The following is a 23,566-nucleotide window of genomic DNA, read 5'->3' as shown; positions in this document are numbered from 1 at the left end:
GGTGCCGGTGCGCCGCCACGTCGGACCCCCGTGTTAGAACCGGTCCATGCTCACCGTGCACCGCAGCGAGCGGGGCGACGTCCTCGTCGACGCCCTCGCCGAGGTCCTCGCCACGCCCGGCGCGGACCCGTTCGCCGCAGAAGTGGTCGCGGTGCCCGCCCGCGGAGTGGAACGGTGGATCACACAGAGTCTGGCCGCGCGTCTGGGCATCGCCGCCAACATCGACTTCCCCACGCCGGATGCGCTCGTCGCCGCGGCGGTGGCCGCAGCCTCGGGTATCGCGCTCGACGACGATCCGTGGCGCGGTGAGCGCCTGGTCTGGCTGGTGCTGGCGGCGGTGGACGAACTCGCCTTCGAACCCGGTGGTGAGGTCCTCGCCCGGCACCTCGGTGTCACCCGCCCGGGTGGCTGGGCCGAGCAGCCCGGGCACCGGCCGCGGCGCCGCTATCCCACCGCCGACATGCTGGCCGGACTACTCCGGTCCTATGGTGCGAACCGCCCGGGCATGCTGGTCGACTGGACGGCGGGGCGGGAGACCGACGGAACCGGGGGTGCGTTGCCCGCTGATCTGCGGTGGCAGGCAGAGCTGTTCCGGCGTGTGCGCGACCTGGCCGGTGTCCCCAGCCCCGCCGAGCGGCTCGACGCGGCCTGCGCCCGGCTCCGCGACGAACCCGCCCTGGTGGCGCTGCCATCGCGGTTCTCGGTCTACGGACCCACCCGTCTTCCGGCGGATCAGGCCACGGTGTTCGCGGCGCTCGCCGCCCACCGGGACGTGCACCTGTGGTTGCCGCATCCCAGTCCCGCATTGTGGGCGGCATCCAGGGAAAGACCGAGCGCAGCGGTGGGGGCCGCCGTTCCACGGGTGCCCGGTGCGACGGCGACCAACCCCCTCCTCGCGAGCCTCGGGCGCGAGGCGAGCGAGCTTCAGGAGCGGGTGAGTCCGGTGGCCGGCGCCGACGTCCATCACCCGGCGCCCGCGCGTCCCGGCACGCTACTGGGACGGCTGCAGGCGGCCGTCGCCGGGGACGCCCCGCTCCCGGCGGGTACCGCCGAGCCAGACGGCACCGTCGAGTTCCACGCCTGTCATGGCGCGGCGCGGATGATCGAGGTACTGCGTGAGCGCCTGGTGCGGCTGTTCGAGGACGATCCCACATTACAGCCGCGCGAGGTATTGGTGACCTGTCCGGACATCGAAAGCTATGCGCCGCTGATTCGTTCGGCATTCGGACAGGCCGTCTCCGGTGCCGGGGCGGTCGAATCCGGCGATCCGGTCCATCCGGGGCAGCGGCTGCGGGTGCGGCTGGCGGACCGTTCACTGCGGTTCGCCAATCCACTTCTCGACGCGCTGGTCACGGTGTTGGAGCTGGCCGACGGCCGCGCCACTGTGGCGCAGGTGCTCGACCTCGCCGCCACTGATCCCGTGCGCCGGCGTTTCCGGTTCTCGGACTCCGATATCGAGCGGCTCCGGGAATGGGCCGGTCCGTCGGGCGCCCGCTGGGGCCTCGACGCCTCGGGGCGGGAACGCTTCGGGCTCGGCGGTTTTCCGCAGAACACCCTCGCGACTGCGCTTGACCGCATCGTGCTCGGCGTGGCCGCGGACGAGACGGAGAGCCAGTGGCTCGGGCTCGGTCTGCCGCTGGACGACGTCGATTCCACCGATATCGACCTGGTGGGGCGGTTCGCCGACTACCTCGACGTACTCACCCGGGCCACCGCGGACTCCCGCGGCCGACGCACGGCGCAGGCCTGGGCCGAGTCACTCAACGCCCTCGCGCTCGCCGTGGCGGCCGTCGCGCCGAGTGAAGGTTGGCAGGTGACCCAGGCGGGCCGCGAAATCGCGACCGCGCTGCGCGGCGGCGGCGACCGTGACCTCACGTTGCCCGAGGTGCGGGCGATGCTGGCCTCGCGACTGGCCGCCAAACCCACCCGGGCGAACTTCCGCACCGGTGAACTGACCGTGTGCACCCTGGTTCCGATGCGATCGGTCCCGCATCGTGTGGTCGTGCTCCTGGGTCTGGACGATGAGGTCTTCCCGCGCAGCACCCGCTACTCCGGCGACGATGTGCTCGGCCGCACCCCGTGTGTGGGCGAACGGGATCCGCGCGCTGAAGACCGGCAGCTCTTTCTCGACGCGGTGACCAGCGCGACCGACCGACTGCTGGTCTTCTACACCGGCGCCGACCCGGTGAAGGGAACACCGCGCCCGCCCGCCGTACCGGTCGCCGAGTTGCGAGATGCCACCCGGGCCCTGCTGACCGACTCGGACACGACCGGACTGGAGTTCCGGCATTCCCTGCAACCCTTCGATTCCGACAACTTCGATCCGGATCGATTCGGGCTCACCGTGCCCTTCTCCTTCGATCCGGCCGCCTATGCGGGTGCGGTCGCGGCGGGCGGCACACCGGAACCGCCGGCGCCCTTCCTCGATGGTCCGCTCGCCGCGGTCATCGAGGACGTGGACCTCGAATCACTGCTGCGATTCTGCGAACACCCGGTCAAGGCCTTCCTACGACAACGCCTCGGGTTCACCGTTCCCGACCAGGACGAGGAGCTCGCCGAGGCGCTGACGATCGCGCCGGACGGCTTGCAGCGCTGGGATATCGGCGATCGCATGCTCGCTTCCGCATTGGCGGGGGTGGAGTCCGACAGATTCGCAGCGGCCGAGATGCGCCGCGGCACGCTGCCGCCGTTCGCCCTCGGTAGCGCGGTCCTCGACGCGATCGCCGGCACTGTCGCCGAACTGTCGCGAGTGGTCTCACCCCATCTGACGGGCCCGGCGACCACCGTTGACATCGCGGTCGACCTGGGCGCGGGACGGAGGTTGGTCGGATCGGTGCCGTCGGTGTACCCGGGCGGCATCGTGCGTTCGTCGTTCAGCAGGCTCGCGCCCAAGCACCGGGTTGCGGCGTGGGTGTCACTGCTCGCTCTGGCGGCGGGCGGACATTCCGAGCGGTCGGCGGTCGCGATCGGTCGCGGCCGATTCCGCGGCGTGCTCACCTCGCGGCTCACGGTGCCCGCAGATCCTGTGGCGGAGCTGCGCGCCCTGGTCGATTTGCGCGACCGAGGGCTCACCGAGCCGCTGCCCCTGTTCCCTTCGGCCTCGGCCGTCTACGCCGAACGCGGAATCGCTGGCGATTCCCAGCAGATGGCGCTCGATGCCGCGCGCGGCGAGTTCGAGAGCGGTTTCGGCGATGGCAAAGATCGCTCCATCCGCTACGCATTGGGGGAGTCGGCCTTCGACGACGCGCTGGGGCCGCCCCGCGGAAGCGAAGCGGAGTTCTCCCGCGCGGGAACCCGATTCGGCGCCCTCGCCGCCCGCCTGTGGGTGCCACTGCTGACCCACGAGGAGATGAACTGATGACCGCCCGGGAATCCGTGCTCGGGGTGACCCCGTTCGAGCTCACCGGCGCCCTGCCCGCAGGAGCCACCACCACGGTGCTCGAAGCGAGCGCCGGCACCGGAAAGACCTACGCGATCGTCGGCCTGCTCACCCGGTACGTGGCCGAGGGGCTCGCCGACCTCGGCTCCACGCTTCTGATCACGTTCTCTCGCGCCGCCACGCAGGAACTGCGGGAACGCGCCCGCGCCCGGCTGGTCGCGGCCGAGGTCGCGTTGCGCGACCCCGAGACGGCGCGGGTGTGCGGGGACGAGCTCATCCGGCACCTCGCCGCGGCGTCACCGGAGGAGGTGAGGGTGCGGCACCGGCGGCTCGTGGCGGCGCTCTCGGATTTCGACGCCGCTACGATCACCACCACACACGGCTTCTGCCAGCGCATGCTCGACGCTCTCGGGATGGCGGGCGATCTGGAGCCCGGTGTGCAGTTCGTCGAGGACATCGGCGACCTGGTGCAGGAGGTGGCCGAAGACGTCTATCTGGGGATGTTCGCCGGCCGCCCGCACCCACCGTTCCCGCTCGCCACGGCCCTGCTCTATGCGCGCACGGTGGTCGCGAATCCTCGCGCCGCCGTGACACCGCGCGACGGCGAGCCGGGGACGGATGTGCAGGCGCGAGTCCGGTACGCGGAGGCGGTGCGCCGCGAGGTGGAGCGCCGTAAGCGGCTGGGGCGGCTCCGTGATTTCGACGACCTCCAGGGCCTGTTGCGCGAGGCCCTCGTCGACGAGGTGCACGGTGAGGCGGCGTGCTCCCGCCTGCGAGAGTTGTACTCGGTGGTCCTGGTCGACGAGTTCCAGGACACCGATCCGGTGCAGTGGGACATCCTGCACGCCGCTTTCCACGGACACCGCACGCTGGTGCTCGTGGGCGATCCCAAGCAGGCGATCTACGCCTTCCGAGGAGCGGAGGTGTACAGCTACCTGGAGGCCTCGAAGGCGGCGACGACGCACCAGGCACTCGATGTCAACCGCCGGTCCGACGGCCCACTGGTGACCGCATTGCAGCACCTGTACGGCGATGTGGCCCTGGGGGATACGCAGATCGTGGTGGGACCGGTGAGTGCCGCGCGAACGACTCCGCGCCTGGCCGGACGACCCCTGCGACTGCGGTACCTCGGTTCGAACGGTGTCGGCCCGAAGACCCAGTACGGCATCCCGAGAGTTCCCGGCGTCCGCAAGGCCGTGCTCCGCGATGTGGCGTCCGACATCGTCCGTGCCCTGGACGCGGGCGAGGAGCTCGATGACGGCGGGGAGCCGCGCACCGTCGAACCCCGCGACATCGCGGTACTGGTCCGCAAGAACGAGCACATCGCCGAGCTCCAGTCACTGCTGCAAGGCCTCGGAGTGGCCGCCGTCGCTGCGGGCGGTGCCAGCGTGTTCACCACGGCCGCGGCCACCGACTGGTTACGGCTGCTGCAGGCCCTCGAGAACGCGGGGCGAGCCGACCGCGCGCGGCTGGCGGCGCTCACCCCGCTCTTCGAGTTCACCGCCCGCGACCTCGACGAACGCGGCGACGAGTTGGTCTCCGAGATCAGCGGGCGGCTGCGCACTCTGGCCGGTGTCTTCGCCCGCTCGGGCTTCGCCGCGATGTTCGACGTGCTCGCAGCCGGATCGCGGTTCGACGCGCGGCTGCTCGGCCGCATCGGTGGTGAGCGCACGTTGACCGACCTGCGGCACGTCGCCGAACTGGTGCAGCACGCCACCGTCACCCTCGGGCTCGGGCTGGGAGCCGCCACCCGGTGGCTGGCCGAGCGCATCGCCGACCCCGGTCTCGGTGGCACGGCCGATCCCGCGCGCCGGCTCGCCACCGACACTCAGGCCGTTCAACTGATGACCGTGCACGCCAGTAAGGGCCTGCAATTCCCCATCGTCTACCTGCCGTTCGCGTGGGACTCCTTCGGCGGCTTCGGGGATCGTGACACGTTCATCTTCCACGAGAACGGTGAGCGGCTCGTGGATGTGGGTGGCAAGGACGCCCACGGCTACGAGGCGCGCCTGGCCATCTCCCGGGACGAGGATGCGGCGGAGGAACTGCGCCTGCTCTATGTGGGAGCGACTCGCGCGCAGTCACGACTCGTGCTGTGGTGGGCGCCGAGCGCCACCACGAAGGGGTCTCCGTTGCACCGCCTGCTGTTCTCCGAGGTCGGCGGCGGCCGTGTGCCGGCGGGACAAGCGCCGATTCCGAGGGATGACGAGGCCGGCGCCCGGCTGCGCGAATGGGCTGCGCCCGTGGAGTCTTCGGTGTCGATCGAGGCGGTCGACCCCGCCGCGCCGGCGCCCGAGCAGTGGCGTCCGCCATTCGCCGGCTTCCCGTCGCTGGAACTGGGACGAGCGACCCGGCGGATCGATCCCAGCTGGCGGCGCACCAGCTATTCGGCGCTCGTCGCCGATGCCGCACACGGCCCCCTCGCCGCTCCCGATACGGGCAGCGAACCGGATGTCGAGGACCGTGCCGACGAACCGGTCGAGGAACCCGCCGATTCCGCGACCACGGCCCCGGACGCACCGCCGTCGCTGATGAACGGCTTGTCCGGCGGCACCGTCTTCGGCAACCTGGTGCACGAGATCCTCGAACACGTCGATACCGGCGCACCGGATATCGCCGCGGAAGTGCTTGCCCGGTGTCGTGCGGCTGCGGAGTTCGGCACCACCGCCGACGATCCCGCCGACGTGGCGGCCGCCCTCACTGCGGTGCTGCACACCCCGCTCGGAACGGGGGAGCTGTCGACGCTCACCCTCGCCGAGGTTGCGCCCGCCGATCACCTCGCCGAAATGGATTTCGAACTCCCGCTCGCAGATACCGGATCGGCCACACTCGGTACGATCGCCGATCTCCTGGAGCGACATCTGCCCGACGGCGATCCACTGGCTCCGTACGCCAGTCGGTTGCGCGAGGTGCCCGGGGCGGCCCTGCGCGGATTCCTCACCGGCAGCATCGACTCCGTGCTCCGCGTGCGCACCGGTGCGGCGGACCGGTTCGTGATCGTCGACTACAAGACCAACCGGTTCGCGCGAGGCGATCTGAGCACGGCGGACTACACCCCGGACCGCATGGCGGGAGAGATGATGGGCTCGAACTACGTCTTGCAGGCGCTGCTGTATTCCGTCGCGCTGCATCGGTTCCTGTCCTGGAAGCTGACCGATTACCAGCCGGAGCGGCACCTGGGGGTGGTGCAGTATCACTTCGTGCGCGGCATGGTGGGGCCCGCGACCCCACCCGGATGCGGTGTCTTCGAGTGGTACCCGCCCGCGGAGCTCATCGTCGCCGTGTCCGATGCCCTCGCCGGGCGGTCTTGATGAGCGCGCTGCTGCAGACCTTCGCCGAGGCAGGTGTCCTCGGGCCCGCCGATGTGCACGTGGCTTCCACCCTCGGCCGGCTGGGCGGCGAGAGCGACGAGACCGTGCTGCTCGCGGCGGCCCTCGCCACTCGCGCGGTGCGTCTCGGATCGGTCTGCCTGGAGTTGTCGCGGTTGCGCGACGTGGCGGTCGACGGCGACGATGCGGTCGATCTGGAGGCGTTGCCCTGGCCGGAATCCGGCGTCGTCCTCGCCGCCCTACGCCGTAGTCCACTGGTCGTCGGGTCCGGGGCAGGGCCGCTCACACCGCTGCGGTTGGTGGATGGGGAGCTGCTCTACCTCGATCGCTACCACCGGCAGGAGGAGACGGTCCGTGCCGTACTCGATGCCCGCGCCGATGCCGTGCCCGGCGTCGACGTGGAGCGGCTGCGGGTGGGACTGCGGGCCCGTTTCCCCGATCCGGGACCGGACCGGCAGCGGCTCGCTGCGGCTGCGTCGGTGCTCGGCCGCACCACCGTACTCGCGGGTGGTCCGGGCACGGGTAAGACGTACACGGTGGCCCGGATTCTTGCCCTGCTCTTCGACCAGCACGGTCCCGGGCTCCGGGTCGGGTTGGCGGCGCCCACCGGTCGCGCGGCGGCGCAGCTCGCCGGTGAGGTCCGCAAGCAAGGGGAGGCGCTGGGGTTGCCGCGGCACATCCCCGCGCAGACCATCCACCGGATGCTCGGCTTCAAACCGGGGAGCGCCAGCCGATTCCGGCATGATGCGCTCAATCACCTGCCGTACGACGTCGTGGTGGTGGACGAGACCTCGATGGTGTCGCTGACCATCATGTGTCGGTTGTTGGAGGCGCTTCGCCCCGATGCGCGGCTGATCCTGGTGGGCGATCCCGATCAGTTGGCCTCGGTGGACGCCGGCGCTGTACTTGGTGACCTGGTGCACCGGGGCGTCACGCGCGCGCCGGCACCTGCGGTGGAGGAGTTCCTCGCCGATGAGGCCGCACGGACCGGCGGCGATGAGGACGCGCTGGACGAGGGGGAGCTGGCCGAGGCGCGCCGGGGTGTGGTGCGGTTGCGGCGCGGGCGGCGGTTCTCGGGCGCCCTGGGCGAATTGGCCGATGCGGTGCGTCGCGGCGATGCGGACCGAGTGATCGAGCTGGCTCGCGCGGGCGGCGACGGCGCGATCGAGTGGTGCGAGCCCGATGACCTTGCGGGCCTGCGCGCCGATGTCGAAGCGGCGAGTGCTGCGACCGGGGCCGCGGCTCGTGTCGGCCGGGCGGTCGAGGCCGCGAGCGCGGTGCAGTTGCACCGGGTGCTCTGTGCCCACTCCGAGGGACCCTCGGGTGTGACCAGATGGGCTCAGCTGGCTGAGGAGTGGTCGGGAGTGCGGCCCGGCGGGTCCGGCTGGTATGCCGGGCAGCCGCTGCTGGTGACGGCGAATGATTACGACACCAAGGTCTACAACGGCGATGTGGGTGTGGTGATCGCTCACGGCGGTGATCCGGCGGATCTGCGGGCGGCGTTCTCGCGCGGCGGCGAACTCGCCCTGTTGTATCCGAATCAGCTGGTGGCCGTGCGCACCGTGTACGCGATGACAATCCACCGTAGCCAGGGGAGCCAATACGAAGCGGTGTCGGTGGTGATCCCGCCGGCGGACTCGCGGCTGCTGACGCGGGAGCTGCTGTACACCGCGATCACCCGCGCCCGGCAGCGGGTGCGGTTGGTCGGGTCGGAGGAGGCGCTGCGCGCGGGAGTGCAGCGCCAGGTGCTTCGCGCCAGCGGATTGCGGCGCAACTGATCGTGGCTCCGGGTGTCGCGGAACTCGGCCGCGTGGGTTCTCAAGCCGCGCGAGGCGGGCTGGCATCACCGGGTGGAGCAGGGCGCCAGGCGTTGTCGGCGTCGTGCTCTGCCAGGAGTTGTTCGAGCAGGGGCGGGCCGTTCGGTCCGTCGAGGGTCGCGGAGATATCGCGATAGGTGCTGCCGATGACGGCGTTGTACTGCACGCGGAGGTCTTCGGCGAGCCAGCGCGCGCGGAACTGCTTCGCCCGGCGCCGCCAGTGTTCGAGGGCGTGGCGATGGAGTTCGTCGGTGTGGTGGGTGTGGTTGACGCGGTACCGGTGAGTGGGGTCGGCTGTGCGGCGCCAGCCGGTGCGGCCGGCGTTCGGCCCATCCGCAATGGTGATGGTCTCGAGGCCGTGCGAGCGATCGCCGCTCGCCGGGGTCACTGCCGCGTGGTGCTTATCGCAGGCCAGGGTCAGTGCGGTGATGTCGGTGCCTCCGCCGTCGGCCCAGTCGGTGACGTGGTGGACCTGGGTGCGCGTCGCGGGCTGGTCACAGCCGGGTGCGGTGCAGCCCTTCTCGGATCCGTAGAGCGCGATGCGTTGGTCCCGGGTGGCGAGGCGCTTCTCTCGGCCGAGGAACAGTGGGCGGGACGCCAGGTCGAGAAGGAGCGCGTACTTGGGGTTGGTGCCCATCATGCGGAGCGCGTCGGGAACGGGGAGCCGGCCGCCGGTGGCGGTGGTGGCAATGCCGGTCTCGGACTCCAGTTGGTCGATCGTCAGGGTGATGATCGGAATGCAGGGCAGGCCGCGGTGTTGCCCGAGTTCCCCGGTGCCGAGCGCAATGCGGAGAGCGGTGATAAGGGCGTCGTGATTACGCTGGGCCTGCGTGCGCTTGTCCCGCTGGGCTGCTTGGTCGATCGCGGCCCGATCGGCCGGGGTGATCGGCGCGTCGGCGTCGTCCGGGTTGTTTACTCCGGGCCGGGCGAGCTTCTCCAAGATCGCGCTCATGACGGCGCGGCCCTCCGGGCTGAGCGAGCCGCCGAAGTCGGTCATGAGATCGTCGTCCTGGCTTCCGATCTCGACGCCGCGGGCGCGGGCGATGATGTCCTCTTTGGGCTCGGCGCCATCGGGGTCGAGGAGATCGACGGCACGCTTGCCGATCTTGGTGAGGTCGTCGGGAGTGACGTCGGTGGCGGCGGTGACCAAGATGTCTTCAAGGTGTTCGACATCGGTGGTGGTGAGGCGCCTGCGGCAGCTGTTCACGATCCGCTGGATCGCGGTGGCGTGCCGTTCGGAGATCCGCCCCGCGCGTTGGGCGGCTGCGATCAGCGCGCGCTTTGGTTCGGGGGCGACGCCGCGTTCGTGGCGCGGCGCCCGCTCGACCGCGCCGTGCATGCGGTCGCGGGCCTCCGAACCTGCGAGACGCAGCTGATCAACGAGCACTTCTTTGAGCCCGGTGTAGTTCAGTTGCCCCGGCAGGTCCTGTTCGAATGCGATCCGGGCAAGAGAGTTTTGGGCGTACGGGACCTTTCGCGCTGCGGTTTCGAGGCGGTGCAGGCTCTCGAGTACTTCTCGCGAAGTGAGCATCACCGGATCGACAGCGGCGAGACGTTCGGCGGCCCGCTCGAAGGAGGTCAGTACGTCAAGATATTCACTTGCGCCGCTGCTGTTCTCGGACATCGTAGCCTCCTCCCCGTGCGTTCATTCTACCCGAGTGTTCGAGTATGTGTCAGTACTCGAACAAGGTCAGTCATGTCCCATCTATGCAAGGGCGCAACAGGTTTCACATCAGTGTCGCTCGACTGGCGGTTTGATCGGAGCACGGCGCTTCTGCGCGCGGCGGCGACGATCTCGCCGGCATCGGGCGTTCGAATGAGGTCGGCTCGCGCGGGATGGCAGCTGAGGCGCGGTGGGCCCGCCCGAATGTGGTCGAGGAGAACCGTGCCGACGAGCTCTTCGTCTTATCCGGTGTACACAGGGGTGGCGAAGACGATCATCGCCATGAACGCCAGGTTGATGAAGTAGACGGCCTCCACCAGGCTGACCGTGATGAAGAAGGGTTGCAGCAGCCGGTTCGCCGCGGAGGGTTGCCGGGCGACACCTTCCACGAGCCGGGCGCCGGCCACGCCATTACCGATACCGGTCCCGACGGCCGCGCCGCCGAGGATCATTCCGCCGGCACCGAGCGCGCCCGCAGTGATGATTGCATTGACGAGGTTCTGATCGGCCATGATCGTCTCCTTAGCCTGGGGTGATACGTGGGTCGAGCATGTCGGCGATTACCCGGACGGCCCGGCCGGCGCCGTCCTCGGACCGCAGGACGGCCCCGAGTTTCGTTGCGCGGTCGAGGTGGTCCGGCGCGGAGCGCAGAGCCTCGGTCAGACCGTCGACGCTGAGCGAATGTCGGGGCAGCGGCGCGGTTCCGGCACCGAGAAGGTGCAGTCGCCGAGCCCAGAAGGGCTGATCCATGATCCCGGGCACCGGGATCGACGGGACGCCGGCCCGGATCGCGGCGGCGGTGGTGCCCGCGCCGCAGTGATGGACCACCGCGGCGCACCGGGGGAACAGCTGCGCATGTGGGAGGTCGTCGATCACGAGGAGGTGTTCGCCCTCTGGCGCCAGGCCCGCCCACCCGCGCTGCACGACGGCCCGCACACCGGCGGCCGCGGTCGCCTGGGCGATGATCGCTGAGAGGCGCTCTCCCTGCGCGGTCGCCGTGCTGCCGAGGGTGATCGCCACCGGCGGCGGACCGTCCTCCAGGAACGCCTCGACGTGCGGGGGCACGCCGCCCGGGGCCTCCGGCGTGAGGTATCCGGTCACGTACAGGTGATCGGGCCAGTCGCTTGGGCGGGGGAGCACGGCTTCGCTGAACGGGTAGAGCACCGGCCGGTCGCGCTGTGCTCGTCGCTCGGCGGCGGACGGCTTCCCGGGGAGGCCGAGATCGCGGCGCAGTTCCGCCACCACGGGTGCATAGACCCGCTCGGTGAAACCGCCCATCCACCAGACGAGCCGGTTGCCGAGCGGGCCGTACGACCGGGTTCCGAGTGCGGGCGGAATGAAGGCGCTGGTGGGGGAGGCGGGCTGGAAAATGACCCCCACGCTGGGCAGGCCGAGCGCGGCGGCCACGTGTCGCCCGAGGAGAGCGCCGACGGGCCCCTCCAGGAGCAGCAAGTCGGCACCGTCGGACGCGTGGGCCATGGCCTGGCCCACACCGCGCAACCCGTCGCGCATCTGCTCCAGTGTCTTCTTCGACGGCCTCATCGACGCTCCGTCGATGAGGGCCTGCGCCTCCGGGGAGGCGATGGTCTCTGCCCGCGTATCGCGGGGCAGTGGCGCGAAGGCGATTCCCGCGGCGTCGATCTCGTCCCGATACGCTTCCTGTGCGGCGATCACCACGTCGGCACCGTCGGACCGGAGGCGATGGGCGAGCCCGGTGAGCGGAACGACGTCGCCCCGGGTGCCGAAGGCGGATATCGCGATGCGAGTCATGCGATGACCGCCCGGGTGAAGAGGTCGACTACCGTCTCCCCGTACGCGATGGGGTCGTAGTCGGGTAGGCGTGCGTGGTCGGTGGCCGCACCGTCGAGCGCGCCACGCAGCGCCGAGCCGGTACGTACCGGGTCGAGATCGGCGCGGAACTCGCCGTTGTCGACACCAAGGGCGAAGATCGCGGCCGGGTCGAGCAGTGCGAGTTCGCCCTGCGGCGGGTTCCTCGTCGCGTCGTCGGTGACCACCTCGTCGAACCGGCGGCCGTCCGCCGAACGGTAGGTGGTGGCGATCTCTCGCAAGGCGATGGTCTGTTCGCGGTGTTCGGCCAGGAACGCGGCGTTGCTGCGGATGTACGCGGCGAGCTTCTCGGTCGCGGACCCCGCTGCGGCTATCGCTGGAACGATGTAACCGGCGGCGGCGGCGAAGACGGCCGTCGTGACCGCCGCGACCAGTTCGTCCTTGGTGCGGAAGTGATAGAGCGCGACGGACTTCGCGATGCCGACGTGCTCGGCGATCCTCGCGATCGACGCCGCGGGGTAGCCGTTCTCGGCGATCACGACGATGGCTGCGTCGACCAGCTGCGCTCGGCGCTGCTCTGAGGTGAACGTGTCTCTAGACCGCATGGTCTAAATATAGACCGTGCGGTCTAGAAAGACTAGGGGCAAATCGCCGGGATCAGCCCACGCTGCGCAGCGGATCGTGCTCGGCCATCAGCTTGTCCAGCCGCGCCTCATCGACGCGGACGCGAATGCGGTTGGCCTCCTGCTGGTCGCGCACCACCTTCGCGAGGTTGAAGCAGCTGGTGATCAGGAACAGGGTTCCGACGATCATGAATCCTCGTTGCCAGGCATCCATCGGTAGATAGAAGGCGCCGATGAGAAGGGCGCCGGAGGAGACGCCGAAGGCGATCGCGGACTGGACGAAGAAGGCGGTGGTCGGCTTGGCGGCCGGAGTTGTCGTGGTCATGGACGCAACGATCTCCCGCGGACCGGGTGCGACGCATGAGTAGGAACACCTGATTGCGCCGGGTGTTTCCACCGGTACGTACGTATTCTTTGCTATACTGCAATCAGGAGATCCGAGCGCAGAGGAGGCGCCCGTGGTTACCGTTTTCGCACTCTGTGCGGTGATCGGTGTTCTCGTATTGATCGCGTCACTCGTCTTGGGGGACATGGATTTCGGCGGCGCCGATGTGGACGCCGCGGGCCTGCCGTGGCTCAGCGCGCCTGCGCTCGCCGCCGCGGTGGGTGTGTTCGGCGTGGTCGGCTGGCCGCTCAGCGTCGGGACCGATCTGGACGTCCCCGTCGTCGTGGGGATCGCCGCCGCGGCCGGTATCGGAGCCTACGGGCTGCTCATGGCGGTATTGCGCAGCATGCGCCGCGCACAGACCGGCACCGTTGTGGGCCTGTCCGCGGCCGTGGGCACGATCGGCGAGCTCAGCATGGCCATCCCGGCCGGTGGCTGGGGCCAGGTGAGCTACGTCGACTCGGAATCGGTGCGGTCCGTCACCACCGCGATCCTGGTCGACCCGGATGCTGCTGCCGCGGCCGGTGATCAGGTGCTGATCGTGGACGTCGAGGACGACCGTCTCGTGGTGCAACCGCTTAATGCCCAGTCCTGACGCACCCACCGCGCCGCCTGGGCGCATACAGACCTTTAACAAGATAGGGAGGGAATCGAATGACTGCATCGATCCTGCTCGCGGCCGGTGCCGCGGTGATCGTGATCCTGCTCGCCCTGTGGATCTTCTTCCACAACTACATCAAGTCCCCACCCGATCAGGTGGCCATCTTCACCGGTCGGGGCGAGATGAAAGTCGTCCGTGGCGGCGCTCGCTTCAAGGTCCCCGGCCTGGAGCGCGTCGACTACATGCCCCTGCGCCCCTTCGAGATCCGCATCGCACTGAGCAATGCCCGCAGCATCGACGGCGTGCCCGTGGAACTGCAGGCCGTGGGCCTGGTGCGCATCGGCACCACCGATGAGATGACCCGCACCGCGGCGCAACGCTTCCTCACCGCGAACATGGCCGAGCTGGAGAACCAGATCAACGAGATCCTCTCCGGAAGCCTGCGCGGTATCGCCGCGACGATGACCGTCGAGCAGCTCAACAGCAATCGCGAGGCCCTCGCACGTGGTGTGGTCGACGAGGCCGGGGGAGATCTGGCCCGCATCGGCATGGAGGTCGACATCCTCAAGATCGCCGGCATTGAGGACCGCAACGGCTACCTCGAATCGCTCGGTCAGAAGCGGATCGCCGAGGTCAAGCGCGACGCCGATATCGGCAAGGCCGAGGCGGAGCGCGACTCGCTCATCCGCTCCGCCGATGCCCGCCGCGCCGGGGAGATCGCGCAGACCGAGGCCGAGACCGCGATCGCCGAGGCCCAGCAGGGGCGTGACGTGCGCATCGCCCAGCTCCGCGCCCAGACCGAGGCGCAGAACGCCGAAGCCGATCAGGCCGGACCGCTCGCGAAGGCGAAGGCGGAGAAGGCAGTTGGCATCGCGCTCGAGGAAGCCGAGGCCGCTCGCGTCGAGGCACGCACCGAGGTGGAGCGCAAGCGTCGGGCGCAGGCCGAGGCCGCGCTGCAGGCGGACGTCATCGCCCCCGCCGAGGCCGCGAAGCAGGCCTCCGTCGCCCGCGCAGAGGGCGAGCGGCAATCCGCGATCCTCGCCGCCGAGGCCCGCGCCGAGTCGACCCGGCTCGACGGTGCGTCGGCCGCCGAGGCGCGCAAGTCCGCCGCCGCGGCCCTCGAAGCCGAACTGCGTGCCGACGCGGCCGGTAAGCGAGCCCAGGCAGAGGCGTTCAACGAGTACGGCGCCGACGCGGCGCGCCTACTGCTGGCACCACAGGTGCTCGCCATGATCGAATCCGCGGTCCGGGCCCAGTCCGATGCCACCGCCGCGATCGACAGCATCAACATCATCGGCGGCGGCCAGGGGGACCCCAGTGGCGGCCTGCTCGGGATGTCGGGGCAGTCCATCGCCTCCGTGGTGGCCTCGCTCCGGGCACAGGGCATCGACCTCGCGCAGATCCTCGGCGCAGCTGCGCCGGTCGCCGATGTCGCGCCCGTCGAGACCGTCGAGTAGCGCCGGTCCGATGAGACTCGGCGACGCCGAGGCGCTGCGGCTCGCGGTGGGCATGCTGGAGGAACGACTGCGCCGGCTGCCCGCCGCGGGCCTCCGCGGCGCCGAACTCTTCGTGCTGGCCACTGTCGAGACCCTCGGCCCCGACGCCTTCCCGACCGCGATCGGTGACCGCCTCGGTATGCGGCGCTCGAACGTCTCGGCCACCATCAAGGATCTCGAACGCCGGGGATACCTCGAGCACGTCGGCGAGGGGGACGAGGCCGACGGCCGCCGGCGTCCCGTCCGGCCCACCGACCGGGGGTACGAGGCCCTGCACGCCCAGGAGCGCGAACGTGACCACTGGCTCGCCGGTCACGGCAGTGAGCAACTCACCGCCGAGGAGGCGGCTCACCTCCGCGATGCGGTGCCGCTGCTGCTGCGGCTCGCCCGGGCCGAGCCGGACGCAGGGTAGGAATCAGGGCGAGCGCAACCCTGCCCGATGGACCACGGCGTGGATATCGTCGTCCGGGTGAGTGGTGTCTTCTCTTTCCCCAACCCGGTCAACGACAACGCGGCCCGGGTCACCGCCGGACTCGTCGTCGCCCTCGCTGTGATCACCATCGTGGCTGGTCAGTGGTGGCTGTACGCCGCCTTGGCCATCGGATTCGCGCTCCGCGTCGCCGGTGGCCCCCGCTACTCGCCGTTCGGTCGGCTCGCGGTGCACGTCATCGCGCCCCGGATCGGACCGGCGAAGCTGGTGCCCGGCCCGCCGAAGCGGTTCGCACAGACCATCGGCCTGGCCTTCTCGACCGTCGCACTGGTGCTGTTCCTCACCGGTAACCACATCGCCGCGCAGATCGTGCTCGGACTGCTCGTGGTGGCCGCGCTCCTCGAATCCGCGCTCGGCCTCTGCCTCGGCTGCGTCGTCTTCGGCTGGCTCCAGCGCCGCGGTGTCATCCCCGCCTCGGTGTGTGAGGCCTGCGCGGGAGTGAACACCTCAGCACCCACGCTCAGCGTGCCCCAGCCCCACTGACCCCGACCGATACGAATGCCCGCCGCGATATCCGCGGCGGGCATTCGTCGTCACTGGTCGGGTCAGATGAGGCCGACGATTCCCTTCGCCCACTCCAGGGCCTTCTCGTTGACATCGTCGGTTCCGGAGTTGTCGTGCTCGAACCGCTCGCCCACCTGGACCGCGCCGAGATCGGTCAGGTGCTTGACCACGGTCTTGCCGCCCTGGTTGTAGGTGTCGACGTAGATCGAGTCACCCAGGCCGAAGACGGCGAACCGCAGGCCGGTGAGATCGGGGGCGGCATCGACGAGATCCTCGAAGAACTCGGTCGTTCCGGCCGGCAGCTCACCATCGCCGTAGGTGGCGCAGGAGAAGACGTGGAAGTCCGCGGGATCCAGCGCATCGATCTCGCCGTCCATCATGTCGTGGACCTCGACGGAGCCGGTGCCAGCGAAAACGTCGTACATGGCGTTCGCGGCGCCCTCGGCGGTTCCCGTCGACGAGCCGTAGAAGATGTGAACAGACATGCCGAAGAGTTTAAGGCACCCTAATCGCGGAACCGAGCAGGGGCACCGCCCCCGTGCCGCTCTAGGCTGGCCGCATGCCCTTCGCCGTGGCGCCCGACAGGGCCCGACTCGCCTACACCGTGCACGCCGCGTCCCCGGGCGCGACCGGCCCCGGCCTGCTCCTCATCGCAGGCCAGGCCCTCGGCGCTGCGTCCTGGTCCCCGCTCATCGAGGCCTTCCGCGCCGCCGGACCCGTGGTCGTCTTCGACCACCGCGGCGTCGGCGAGAGTGACGACGTCTTCCCCCGCCGCTGGAGCACCCGGGACTGCGGCGCCGACGCCTCCGCCGTGCTCGATGCGGCCCGCGCCGACGGTGCCGTCGGCGACCGGATCGACGTGTACGGCTTCTCGATGGGCGGGCGGGCGGCCCAGTGGCTCGCCGCCGATCATCCCGGCCAGGTGCGCCGGCTGATCCTCGGTGCCACGAGCGTGGGCGACCAGCACGGCGTGCCCCGGCCCCAGGACGTGCTGCGGGTTCTCGTCCGCTCCGATCGGCAAGCGTTGTTGGAGTTGTTCTTCACTCCGGATTGGCTGCCGGATCACCCCGAAGCCGCCGAGGCGATCACCGCGCGACCCCGATCGCTCCCGGCCCAGCGCGCGCACTTCGCCGCCAGCACCGACCACGACGGTTCCGCCGCTCTCGGGCGGATCACGGCGCCCACCCTGGTGCTCACCGGCGCCGACGACCGGCTCTGCCCGGCCGCCAACGCCGCGGTACTCCGCGACGCCATCGCCGGCGCTCAGCTCCGCTCCTACCCGGGACTGCGGCACGGCTACCACCTCCAGGAACCGCAGGCCACCGCCGACACCGTGGACTTCCTCACCATGCCGTGACCGGAATCCGCGGCGCCGCAGCTGTTACCGTCCGTGCATGGCGGACTTCGGCAGCTTTCAGGACGGCATCTACGCGGAGGGGCTGCTCGCGAAGCACCGCCGCTTCCCCTACACCTTCACCGACCTGGAGGAACGCGCGCGGCAGGTGCTCGACACCGCGACCTTCGACTACGTGCGCGGCGGTGCCGGCGACGAGCACACGCAGGACATCAACGTCACCGAACTCCGGCGCTACGGCTTCGTGCCGCGGATGCTGCGCGACCGTAGCGTTCGCGATCTGTCCACCACCTTCCTCGGCCATGAACTCGAAGCACCCGTCCTGCTATGCCCGGTCGGCGTCAACGGGATGGTGCACGAGGACGGCGACCTCGAAGTCGCCCGCGCAGCCGCGCGGCTCGGCGTCGCGGCCATGTACTCCACCCTGTCCGAGGCTCCGCTCGAGCACGTCGCGGAGGCACGCGGGGATTCCTTCGCCGCGTTCCAGCTGTACCCGACGAAGGATGATGTGCTCACCGACAGCCTGGTCCGGCGCGCGGCCGCCGCGGGCTTCGACGCGCTGACCATCACCCTGGACACCGGATCACTCGGTTGGCGGCCCCGCGATCTCGCCAACGGGTACATCCCGTTCCTCCGCGGACGCGGTCTGGCCAACTACCTCAGCGACCCCCGCTTCCTCGAACTGTGCGGCGTCGACAACCCGCCGCCGCTGCACGCCGGGATCGTGTGGTCGTCCCTGTTCTCCAAGCCCACCTTCTCGTGGGACGACATCGCCCGCATCCGCCGCCTGACCGAGCTCCCGATCATCCTCAAGGGCATCTGCCACACCGAGGACGCTCGCCGGGCGGCCGCCGAGGGCGTGGACGCGATCGCCTGCTCCAACCACGGCGGACGGCAGGCCAATGGCGGACTGCCCGCCATCGACCACCTCGAGGGTGTCCTGGATGCGGGGCTGCCGGTCACCTTCGACAGCGGCATCCGCGACGGCGTCGACATCCTCCGCGTGGTCGGCCTGGGCGCCACCCTCGCGGGCATTGGCCGGCCCTACGTGTACGGCCTCACGATCGGCGGCGCCGCGGGCGTCGAGCACGTGGTCCGTTCGATGCTCGCCGAGGCCGATCTCACGATGGCTGCGGACTGCCTGACCACGCTCGCCGACCTGCACATCGTCAAGCGGTGACCGACGCCGGGTGCGCGCCCCGCGGCGCGGTCGGCGATGACCGCGCCTTCGACTGGTTCGGCTTCGAGGACGCGGTCTGCGCGGAATTGCGGACCGTCGCGCGGGCGCTGGTGTACCAGGCCGACGGCGAACTGCCCTACGCGTACGCACTGACGACGTTCTACGCCGAACAGGGCGCCGTGATCTCCCTTCCCCACCCCGCGCTGGGCACCGTCGAATCCGTACCGCCGAGCGACCTGTGGCACCCACCCGCATGGGCCCGGTGCGACGGTGCCTGGAGCGCGCGGGCGCCGCTCGACGACTGGCAGGACCGACTGCTCACTGCCGTCGAGGGCCTCGATGAGGCGGCGTGGAACGCCGCCCACCACCGGTACGGGCATGCGCTGCTGGCCGCGATGCGTCGCGCGAAGACGGAGCTGATCGCCGAGGGCGCCTTTCCCCGGGAAATCGTCTGCCTGCTCGACGACGAGGACGGGGTGCTCGCGGCGCAATCGGCCTCGGAGCAGGAACTTCGGGGGTACTGGGCGGCGCGTTCGGGGTAGCGTCCTGGCAATGACGTTCTCGACGCTGGCGCTGGTCACCGCGCTGGGACTGCTGGGGCCGGTACTGTCCGCCCGCAAATCCTGGCATCTCCCGCTGATCCTGGGGCCGATGCTGGCCGGTGTCGTGTTCGGCACCACTGGTTTCCGGGTACTCGATGCCACTGAACCCACGTTCGCGTTCCTCGCCGACATCGGATTCGCGATCGTCATGTTCGTCGCCGGAACGCATGTACCGGTGCGTGATCCGGCGGTCCGGGCGGCACTCGGTGCCGGAGCGCTCCGAGCGGCCGCGGTCGGGGTGATCGCCGCCGCTCTGGGGGCCGCGCTGGCGGCCGCCTTCGGCACCGGGCACGCCGCTCTGTACGCGGTGCTGATGGCGTCCTCGTCAGCAGCCGTGGTGCTCCCGATCATCAACTCGAACCACTTGATCGGTGCGCCCGTGCTGGCGCTCACCGCGCAGGTCGCGATCGCCGACACGGTGTGCGTGGTGGCGCTGCCGCTGGTGATCGATCCGCCGACCGCGCCTCGCGCGGCCCTCGGTGCGCTGGCCGTGGGCGTGACCGCGTTCGGGCTGTACCTCATCCTGCGTTGGTCGGAGAACAGCGGCCTGCGGTCACGCCTTGAGGCCGTCTCCGAGGAGCGCGAGTTCGCGTTGCAGCTGAGGATCAGCCTGGTGGCGTTGTTTCTGCTGTCGGCGATCGCGACCACGATGCACGTGTCGGTGATGCTGGCCGGATTCGCACTCGGCCTCGCGGTAGCCGCGGTGGGGGAACCGCGCCGCATGGCGGCGCAGTTGTTCGCGATCGGTGAGGGCTTCTTCGCGCCGCTGTTCTTCGTATGGCTCGGTGCCCGGGTGAACCTGCGCGACCTGGTCGATCACCCGAGATTCATCCTGCTGGGGCTCGCTCTCGGGCTCGGCGCGATCGCCGCACATATCGCGATGCGACTGGCCGGGCTGCCGATCCCGCTCGGCGTGCTCGCCGCCGCGCAGATCGGGGTTCCGGTCGCTGCGGTGACGGTAGGTGAGCAACTCGGCCTGTTCGCCGCGGGGGAGGGATCGGCGTTGATCCTGGGGGCACTGATCACCATCGCGGGAGCGGCGATCGCGGCCGGGCGAGCTACTTCGGGTTCGTCAGGGCCGCCTCCGTCCGCACCAGCGTCTCCTGGAGCTGCTCCGGCGACTCCGTCCTGAACACGGCCACCGCCCGCGTCCGCGATCACCGCACGGTGCACCCGGTCGTCGTGGTAGATCGCAGCCAGCCGGGTGTAGTCGGCGATCCGGGGATCGCCGGCGCGCGCGGCGAAGACGTTCACGTACTGCGCCAGATCGGGTCGGTTCGGGTCGTCGGTGAAGATCGAATCCTTCTCCGTCAGACCCAGTTTGGTGGCGAACGTGTCATCGACGAACCCGGCGTCCAGGCTGTCGAGTGCGGGTCCGATCTGCGTCGGATCGAGAGTCACGAGAGTCACCTTCGACGTGTCCCGGTCGACATCGGCGAGCGTGGATTTCCAGTTTCCGGCGCCCTCGCGGAAGGTCACCAGACCTGCCGCCTTGAGGCTGAGCAGCGGCCGGATCTGGTTCGCGGGATTGTCGGACAGCCCCACGCTGGCGCCTGCGGGCAGCGCATCGATGGAGCGATACTTCTTCGAGTACAACTGCAACGGGTAGATCTGGGTGGCGCCCACCGGGGTGAGCCTGGTGCGGTTCTTGGTGTTGTAGGCCGCCAGATACCGCACGTGCTGGAACTGGTTCACGTCGATCGAGGAATCGGCGAGTGCGGGGTTCGGCGCGTTGTAGTCCGAGAAGGAGACCAGCTTCACCGCGAAGCCCCGCTCCTTGGCCAGGTCGGTGAACACCTTCCAATGCGGTTTGCCGATATCGACCACGCCCAGCTTGATCTCGTTCTCCGGGGCGGTGGCGGAGCAGGCGGTGCTCACGCAGAGCAGGACGGCCACGACGGCGGCGATGCGTTTCACACCGCCCGAGTCTTCCCCCGCCACAGCATTTCCGGAAGCGTTGGCATCAGCGCGTTCCGAATCCTTCAGGTCAACCGCGCGCGACGACCTCGTCGACCAGTGTCTTGGCGCCGAGCAACGACAGCGCGCGATTGTGTCGGCGTAGTTCGCGAACCGCGCGCACCGGCGTCTGCGCAGCAGAGACCTCGGCATCGCGCAGCGTGGTCACCGCCCATTCGTATCCCCGCAGCCGTGCCTCGGTCGCGCTGCCACCGAAGACGTGGACCAGGTTCTCCGACGCCGTCTCCGCGCCGCGGAGGGCGGAGGTCAGCTGAGAGATCAGGCCGGAGAACAGGGACATGTCCTCGACACTACCGACCGTGGGGGCCCGCGGGGAAGGCGTAGTCGACGACCACCGGCGCATGATCGGAGAGCCGCGCGTCCGCACGAGCCTCCTTGTCGACCACCACTGACACCGCGGTCGCGGCCAGCCCAGGGGAGGCGAGGTGGTGGTCGATGCGCCAGCCGACGTTCTTGGTGAACGATGCTCCGGCCCAACTCCACCACGACAACGGGCCCGGCCGGTCGCCGTGCAGCCGCCGCACCACGTCGACCAGCGTGCGGGGCCCGAGCCGCGCGTCCAGCCATGCGCGTTCTTCGGGGAGGAATCCCTCCATTTTCTGCGCGGGTCGCCAGTTCGTGACGTCGTGCGGCAGGTGCGCCAGATTCAGGTCGCCGAGCAGGAGGAATTCCCGGCCCCGTGCATGCGCGGCTCGCCGATTGCGGTCCAATTCCCGGGCGAAGGCCGCGAGGAACCGCATCTTGCGCTGGTACTTGGCGCCGCCGTCGGGAACATCGCGCAGGGTGCCCGGCCGCTGCAGGTGTGCGGGTAGGCCGCCCTTCGGCAGGTACAGGCAGGCCACGGTGAGTGGCGCCTCCGCGAGATCGGCCTCGATGTAGCGGCCCTCGTGCGCGTACTCGCGCAGGCCCCGGGCCCGCGGTGGATGTTCGGCCCAACTCCGGACCGCGGCAGCCGGTTCCCGCGTGAGGATGGCGACGCCGTTGCGTCCTGGGATCGATCCGCAGTCGATCGCCGCGTGGTACCCCGCGAAGTCGCCCACCGCGTCCGGTGGGCACCGCAATTCCTGCAGCGCGACGATGTCGGCCCCGCGGCCGGCGAGCCAGGAGTCGAAGCCGCGTCGTCGTGCCGCGCGGATCCCGTTGACGTTGAACGTCGCGACGGTCAGCGTCGGTGCGGTAGCGCTCAGGGCTCGGTGACGGTGCTCGACGGGTCGATGAGGATCTTCGCGTGTATCTCCGGGTCGCCGAGCGCATCGAACGCGGTGGACACTCCGTCGAGGCCGACGGTTCCCGTGATCAGCGGTTTCACGTCCACTTTCCCGGATGCCATCATCTGCAGGGTGTCGTGGAACTCGCCCGGGTCGTAACCGAACACGAAGCGCAGGTCGATCTCCTTGTTGCCCGCCATCGCCGGCATGAAGGTATCGGGCTCCATGCACACCCCCACGACGACCACCCGCGAACGCAGAGGTGCCGCCGTGACCAATTGGTCGATCATCCCCGGAATCCCGACGCACTCGAAGACCACCGGGCCGGCCGGCGTCTCCCCGAACTTCTCCGCGAGTCGGAACACGTGCCACCACGGCACCGGGCCGGGCACCAGGCGCAACTTGTTCATCGTCGTGACACCCAGATCGAGCAGGTCCGAGACCGAACGCAGCTCGTTCCGGCCCGGCTTGTAGGCGTCCCACGGCTGCTCGACCCGCGGGTCGACCACCACATGAGCGCCCATCTTCTTCGCCAGTTCGCGACGGCCGGGGGAGAAGTCGCTCGCCACGATCCGCTTGACCCCTGAGGCACGGAGCATTGCGATCACCGCGAGACCGATGGGGCCGCAGCCGATCACGATCGCAGTCTGGCCGCGACCGACCTCCGCCCGGCGCACCGCATGCCACGCGACGGCCATCGGCTCGGTGAGCGCGGCCTCCTCGTCGGATAGCGTCGACGGCACTTCCATCGCCATGGACTCCTGCACCAGCACCTGCTCGGCATAGGACCCCGGCGCCCGCTCCGACAGGCCGACGAGTTGCGGCTCGCTCCCCACCTTGATGGTCGGGAGCGCCACGATCCGCGTGCCCACCGGCCACCGCTTGCGGCATCCCGGGCCGTATTCGGCGACCGTCCCCACGAACTCGTGACCCAGGACGACGCCCTGGTTCATGCGCATGAAGTCGGGGTATCCGGCCTTCTCGGCCAACTCCGCGACGGTGTCGGCGTGGTGGCGGGCGTGCAGATCGGAGCCGCAGATACCGGTGCGGGTCACATTGAGGAGCAGCTGCCCGCGGGCGGGACTCGGGGCAGGCAGGTCTTCGACGGTCAGCCGACCATCGGTACAGACGACAGCTTTCATGTGCCCCACTGTATCCGCAGCACCCCGC

Annotated in this window: 20 protein-coding genes and 1 pseudogene; 11 read left to right on the top strand and 10 right to left on the bottom strand. The window is 70.0% G+C overall.

The features are described 5' to 3' along the window. Positions 1-46 precede the first annotated feature (46 nt). From recC to recD, 3 genes are read left to right on the top strand one after another with little or no spacing between them, the layout of a single operon-like run. On the top strand, positions 47-3,358 hold the full coding sequence (gene recC / locus TPAU_RS11495; RefSeq protein WP_013126925.1) for an exodeoxyribonuclease V subunit gamma: 3,312 nt from the start codon (positions 47-49) through the stop codon (positions 3,356-3,358). Continuing rightward, positions 3,358-6,690, top strand: coding sequence for a UvrD-helicase domain-containing protein (locus TPAU_RS11490; protein WP_013126924.1), 3,333 nt, complete (start codon positions 3,358-3,360; stop codon positions 6,688-6,690). Before recC ends, TPAU_RS11490 begins: the two co-directional genes overlap by 1 nt. Further along, entirely contained in the window at positions 6,690-8,486 is a 1,797-nt protein-coding gene (recD, locus tag TPAU_RS11485; RefSeq protein ID WP_013126923.1) for an exodeoxyribonuclease V subunit alpha, read from the top strand. The genes TPAU_RS11490 and recD overlap by 1 nt, the downstream gene beginning before the upstream one ends. A 40-nt stretch (positions 8,487-8,526) precedes the next feature. On the opposite strand, the gene TPAU_RS11480 is transcribed toward recD, so the two are convergent. The 5 genes from TPAU_RS11480 to TPAU_RS11460 form a co-directional block, all read right to left on the bottom strand. After that, positions 8,527-10,149, bottom strand: a complete 1,623-nt coding sequence (locus TPAU_RS11480) for an HNH endonuclease signature motif containing protein (protein ID WP_013126922.1) — start codon at positions 10,147-10,149, stop codon at positions 8,527-8,529. Positions 10,150-10,430: 281 nt separating this feature from the next. Beyond that, the gene (locus tag TPAU_RS11475; protein ID WP_013126921.1) at positions 10,431-10,700 is read right to left on the bottom strand and encodes a F0F1 ATP synthase subunit C; all 270 of its coding nucleotides are present in this window, start codon (positions 10,698-10,700) and stop codon (positions 10,431-10,433) included. Positions 10,701-10,710: 10 nt separating this feature from the next. After that, on the bottom strand, positions 10,711-11,958 hold the full coding sequence (locus tag TPAU_RS11470; RefSeq protein WP_013126920.1) for a glycosyltransferase: 1,248 nt from the start codon (positions 11,956-11,958) through the stop codon (positions 10,711-10,713). Further along, on the bottom strand, positions 11,955-12,581 hold the full coding sequence (locus TPAU_RS11465) for a TetR/AcrR family transcriptional regulator (protein WP_013126919.1): 627 nt from the start codon (positions 12,579-12,581) through the stop codon (positions 11,955-11,957). Before TPAU_RS11465 ends, TPAU_RS11470 begins: the two co-directional genes overlap by 4 nt. 52 nt (positions 12,582-12,633) lie before the next feature. Then, positions 12,634-12,924, bottom strand: a complete 291-nt coding sequence (locus TPAU_RS11460; protein WP_013126918.1) for a YiaA/YiaB family inner membrane protein — start codon at positions 12,922-12,924, stop codon at positions 12,634-12,636. Positions 12,925-13,057: 133 nt separating this feature from the next. On the opposite strand from TPAU_RS11460, the gene TPAU_RS11455 reads away from it, so the two are divergent. From TPAU_RS11455 to TPAU_RS11440, 4 genes are read left to right on the top strand one after another with little or no spacing between them, the layout of a single operon-like run. After that, positions 13,058-13,579 carry an NfeD family membrane protein gene (locus tag TPAU_RS11455; protein WP_013126917.1) on the top strand — a complete coding sequence of 174 codons (522 nt, stop codon included), beginning with the start codon at positions 13,058-13,060 and terminating at the stop codon, positions 13,577-13,579. A 59-nt stretch (positions 13,580-13,638) separates the two neighbouring features. Further along, a complete protein-coding gene (locus TPAU_RS11450) occupies positions 13,639-15,042 on the top strand; it encodes a flotillin family protein (protein ID WP_013126916.1) in 1,404 nt (467 codons plus the stop codon). A gap of 10 nt (positions 15,043-15,052) precedes the next feature. After that, positions 15,053-15,493, top strand: a complete 441-nt coding sequence (locus TPAU_RS21915) for a MarR family winged helix-turn-helix transcriptional regulator (RefSeq protein WP_013126915.1) — start codon at positions 15,053-15,055, stop codon at positions 15,491-15,493. Between the two features lie 27 nt (positions 15,494-15,520). Beyond that, a complete protein-coding gene (locus TPAU_RS11440) occupies positions 15,521-16,054 on the top strand; it encodes a DUF4395 domain-containing protein (protein ID WP_013126914.1) in 534 nt (177 codons plus the stop codon). A gap of 62 nt (positions 16,055-16,116) precedes the next feature. Here the strand turns inward: TPAU_RS11440 and TPAU_RS11435 are convergent, their stop codons facing one another. After that, positions 16,117-16,560 carry a flavodoxin family protein gene (locus TPAU_RS11435; RefSeq protein WP_013126913.1) on the bottom strand — a complete coding sequence of 148 codons (444 nt, stop codon included), beginning with the start codon at positions 16,558-16,560 and terminating at the stop codon, positions 16,117-16,119. A gap of 74 nt (positions 16,561-16,634) precedes the next feature. Here TPAU_RS11435 and TPAU_RS11430 point away from each other — a divergent pair, with 74 nt between their 5' ends. The 4 genes from TPAU_RS11430 to TPAU_RS11415 are packed head-to-tail and all read left to right on the top strand — an operon-like array spanning position 16,635 to position 20,343. Continuing rightward, the gene (locus tag TPAU_RS11430; protein WP_013126912.1) at positions 16,635-17,432 is read left to right on the top strand and encodes an alpha/beta fold hydrolase; all 798 of its coding nucleotides are present in this window, start codon (positions 16,635-16,637) and stop codon (positions 17,430-17,432) included. A 37-nt stretch (positions 17,433-17,469) separates the two neighbouring features. After that, positions 17,470-18,609, top strand: coding sequence for an alpha-hydroxy-acid oxidizing protein (locus TPAU_RS11425; protein WP_013126911.1), 1,140 nt, complete (start codon positions 17,470-17,472; stop codon positions 18,607-18,609). Next, the gene (locus TPAU_RS11420; RefSeq protein ID WP_013126910.1) at positions 18,606-19,151 is read left to right on the top strand and encodes a hypothetical protein; all 546 of its coding nucleotides are present in this window, start codon (positions 18,606-18,608) and stop codon (positions 19,149-19,151) included. Before TPAU_RS11425 ends, TPAU_RS11420 begins: the two co-directional genes overlap by 4 nt. 10 nt (positions 19,152-19,161) lie before the next feature. Further along, on the top strand, positions 19,162-20,343 hold the full coding sequence (locus TPAU_RS11415; protein ID WP_013126909.1) for a cation:proton antiporter: 1,182 nt from the start codon (positions 19,162-19,164) through the stop codon (positions 20,341-20,343). 11 nt (positions 20,344-20,354) lie between these two features. Here TPAU_RS11415 and TPAU_RS23515 read toward each other — a convergent pair. From TPAU_RS23515 to TPAU_RS11400, 4 genes and pseudogenes are all read right to left on the bottom strand, one after another. Further along, positions 20,355-21,038: pseudogene (locus TPAU_RS23515) on the bottom strand (MetQ/NlpA family ABC transporter substrate-binding protein); the annotation flags it as partial. Between the two features lie 160 nt (positions 21,039-21,198). Then, the gene (locus tag TPAU_RS23165) at positions 21,199-21,468 is read right to left on the bottom strand and encodes a hypothetical protein (RefSeq protein ID WP_013126908.1); all 270 of its coding nucleotides are present in this window, start codon (positions 21,466-21,468) and stop codon (positions 21,199-21,201) included. A 10-nt stretch (positions 21,469-21,478) separates the two neighbouring features. Beyond that, positions 21,479-22,354: an exodeoxyribonuclease III gene (locus TPAU_RS11405; protein ID WP_013126907.1), complete on the bottom strand. Its 876-nt coding sequence runs from the start codon at positions 22,352-22,354 to the stop codon at positions 21,479-21,481. A 17-nt stretch (positions 22,355-22,371) separates the two neighbouring features. Continuing rightward, a complete protein-coding gene (locus tag TPAU_RS11400) occupies positions 22,372-23,538 on the bottom strand; it encodes a zinc-binding dehydrogenase (protein ID WP_013126906.1) in 1,167 nt (388 codons plus the stop codon). Positions 23,539-23,566 lie beyond the last annotated feature (28 nt).

It is taken from the genome of Tsukamurella paurometabola DSM 20162, from assembly GCF_000092225.1.
Lineage (GTDB): Bacteria > Actinomycetota > Actinomycetes > Mycobacteriales > Mycobacteriaceae > Tsukamurella > Tsukamurella paurometabola.
Note: the sequence above shows the minus strand (reverse complement) of the source record. Positions and strands in the feature narration are given on the sequence as shown.

Bases quoted from the DNA above. Each gene is read 5' to 3' on its own strand.
- recC (WP_013126925.1), top strand. From the start codon at position 47: ATGCTCACCGTGCACCGCAGCGAGCGGGGCGACGTCCTCGTCGACGCC.
- TPAU_RS11490 (WP_013126924.1), top strand. From the start codon at position 3,358: ATGACCGCCCGGGAATCCGTGCTCGGGGTGACCCCGTTCGAGCTCACC.
- recD (WP_013126923.1), top strand. From the start codon at position 6,690: ATGAGCGCGCTGCTGCAGACCTTCGCCGAGGCAGGTGTCCTCGGGCCC.
- TPAU_RS11480 (WP_013126922.1), bottom strand. From the start codon at position 10,149: ATGTCCGAGAACAGCAGCGGCGCAAGTGAATATCTTGACGTACTGACC.
- TPAU_RS11475 (WP_013126921.1), bottom strand. From the start codon at position 10,700: ATGGCCGATCAGAACCTCGTCAATGCAATCATCACTGCGGGCGCGCTC.
- TPAU_RS11470 (WP_013126920.1), bottom strand. From the start codon at position 11,958: ATGACTCGCATCGCGATATCCGCCTTCGGCACCCGGGGCGACGTCGTT.
- TPAU_RS11465 (WP_013126919.1), bottom strand. From the start codon at position 12,581: ATGCGGTCTAGAGACACGTTCACCTCAGAGCAGCGCCGAGCGCAGCTG.
- TPAU_RS11460 (WP_013126918.1), bottom strand. From the start codon at position 12,924: ATGACCACGACAACTCCGGCCGCCAAGCCGACCACCGCCTTCTTCGTC.
- TPAU_RS11450 (WP_013126916.1), top strand. From the start codon at position 13,639: ATGACTGCATCGATCCTGCTCGCGGCCGGTGCCGCGGTGATCGTGATC.
- TPAU_RS21915 (WP_013126915.1), top strand. From the start codon at position 15,053: ATGAGACTCGGCGACGCCGAGGCGCTGCGGCTCGCGGTGGGCATGCTG.
- TPAU_RS11440 (WP_013126914.1), top strand. From the start codon at position 15,521: ATGGACCACGGCGTGGATATCGTCGTCCGGGTGAGTGGTGTCTTCTCT.
- TPAU_RS11435 (WP_013126913.1), bottom strand. From the start codon at position 16,560: ATGTCTGTTCACATCTTCTACGGCTCGTCGACGGGAACCGCCGAGGGC.
- TPAU_RS11430 (WP_013126912.1), top strand. From the start codon at position 16,635: ATGCCCTTCGCCGTGGCGCCCGACAGGGCCCGACTCGCCTACACCGTG.
- TPAU_RS11425 (WP_013126911.1), top strand. From the start codon at position 17,470: ATGGCGGACTTCGGCAGCTTTCAGGACGGCATCTACGCGGAGGGGCTG.
- TPAU_RS11415 (WP_013126909.1), top strand. From the start codon at position 19,162: ATGACGTTCTCGACGCTGGCGCTGGTCACCGCGCTGGGACTGCTGGGG.
- TPAU_RS23165 (WP_013126908.1), bottom strand. From the start codon at position 21,468: ATGTCCCTGTTCTCCGGCCTGATCTCTCAGCTGACCTCCGCCCTCCGC.
- TPAU_RS11400 (WP_013126906.1), bottom strand. From the start codon at position 23,538: ATGAAAGCTGTCGTCTGTACCGATGGTCGGCTGACCGTCGAAGACCTG.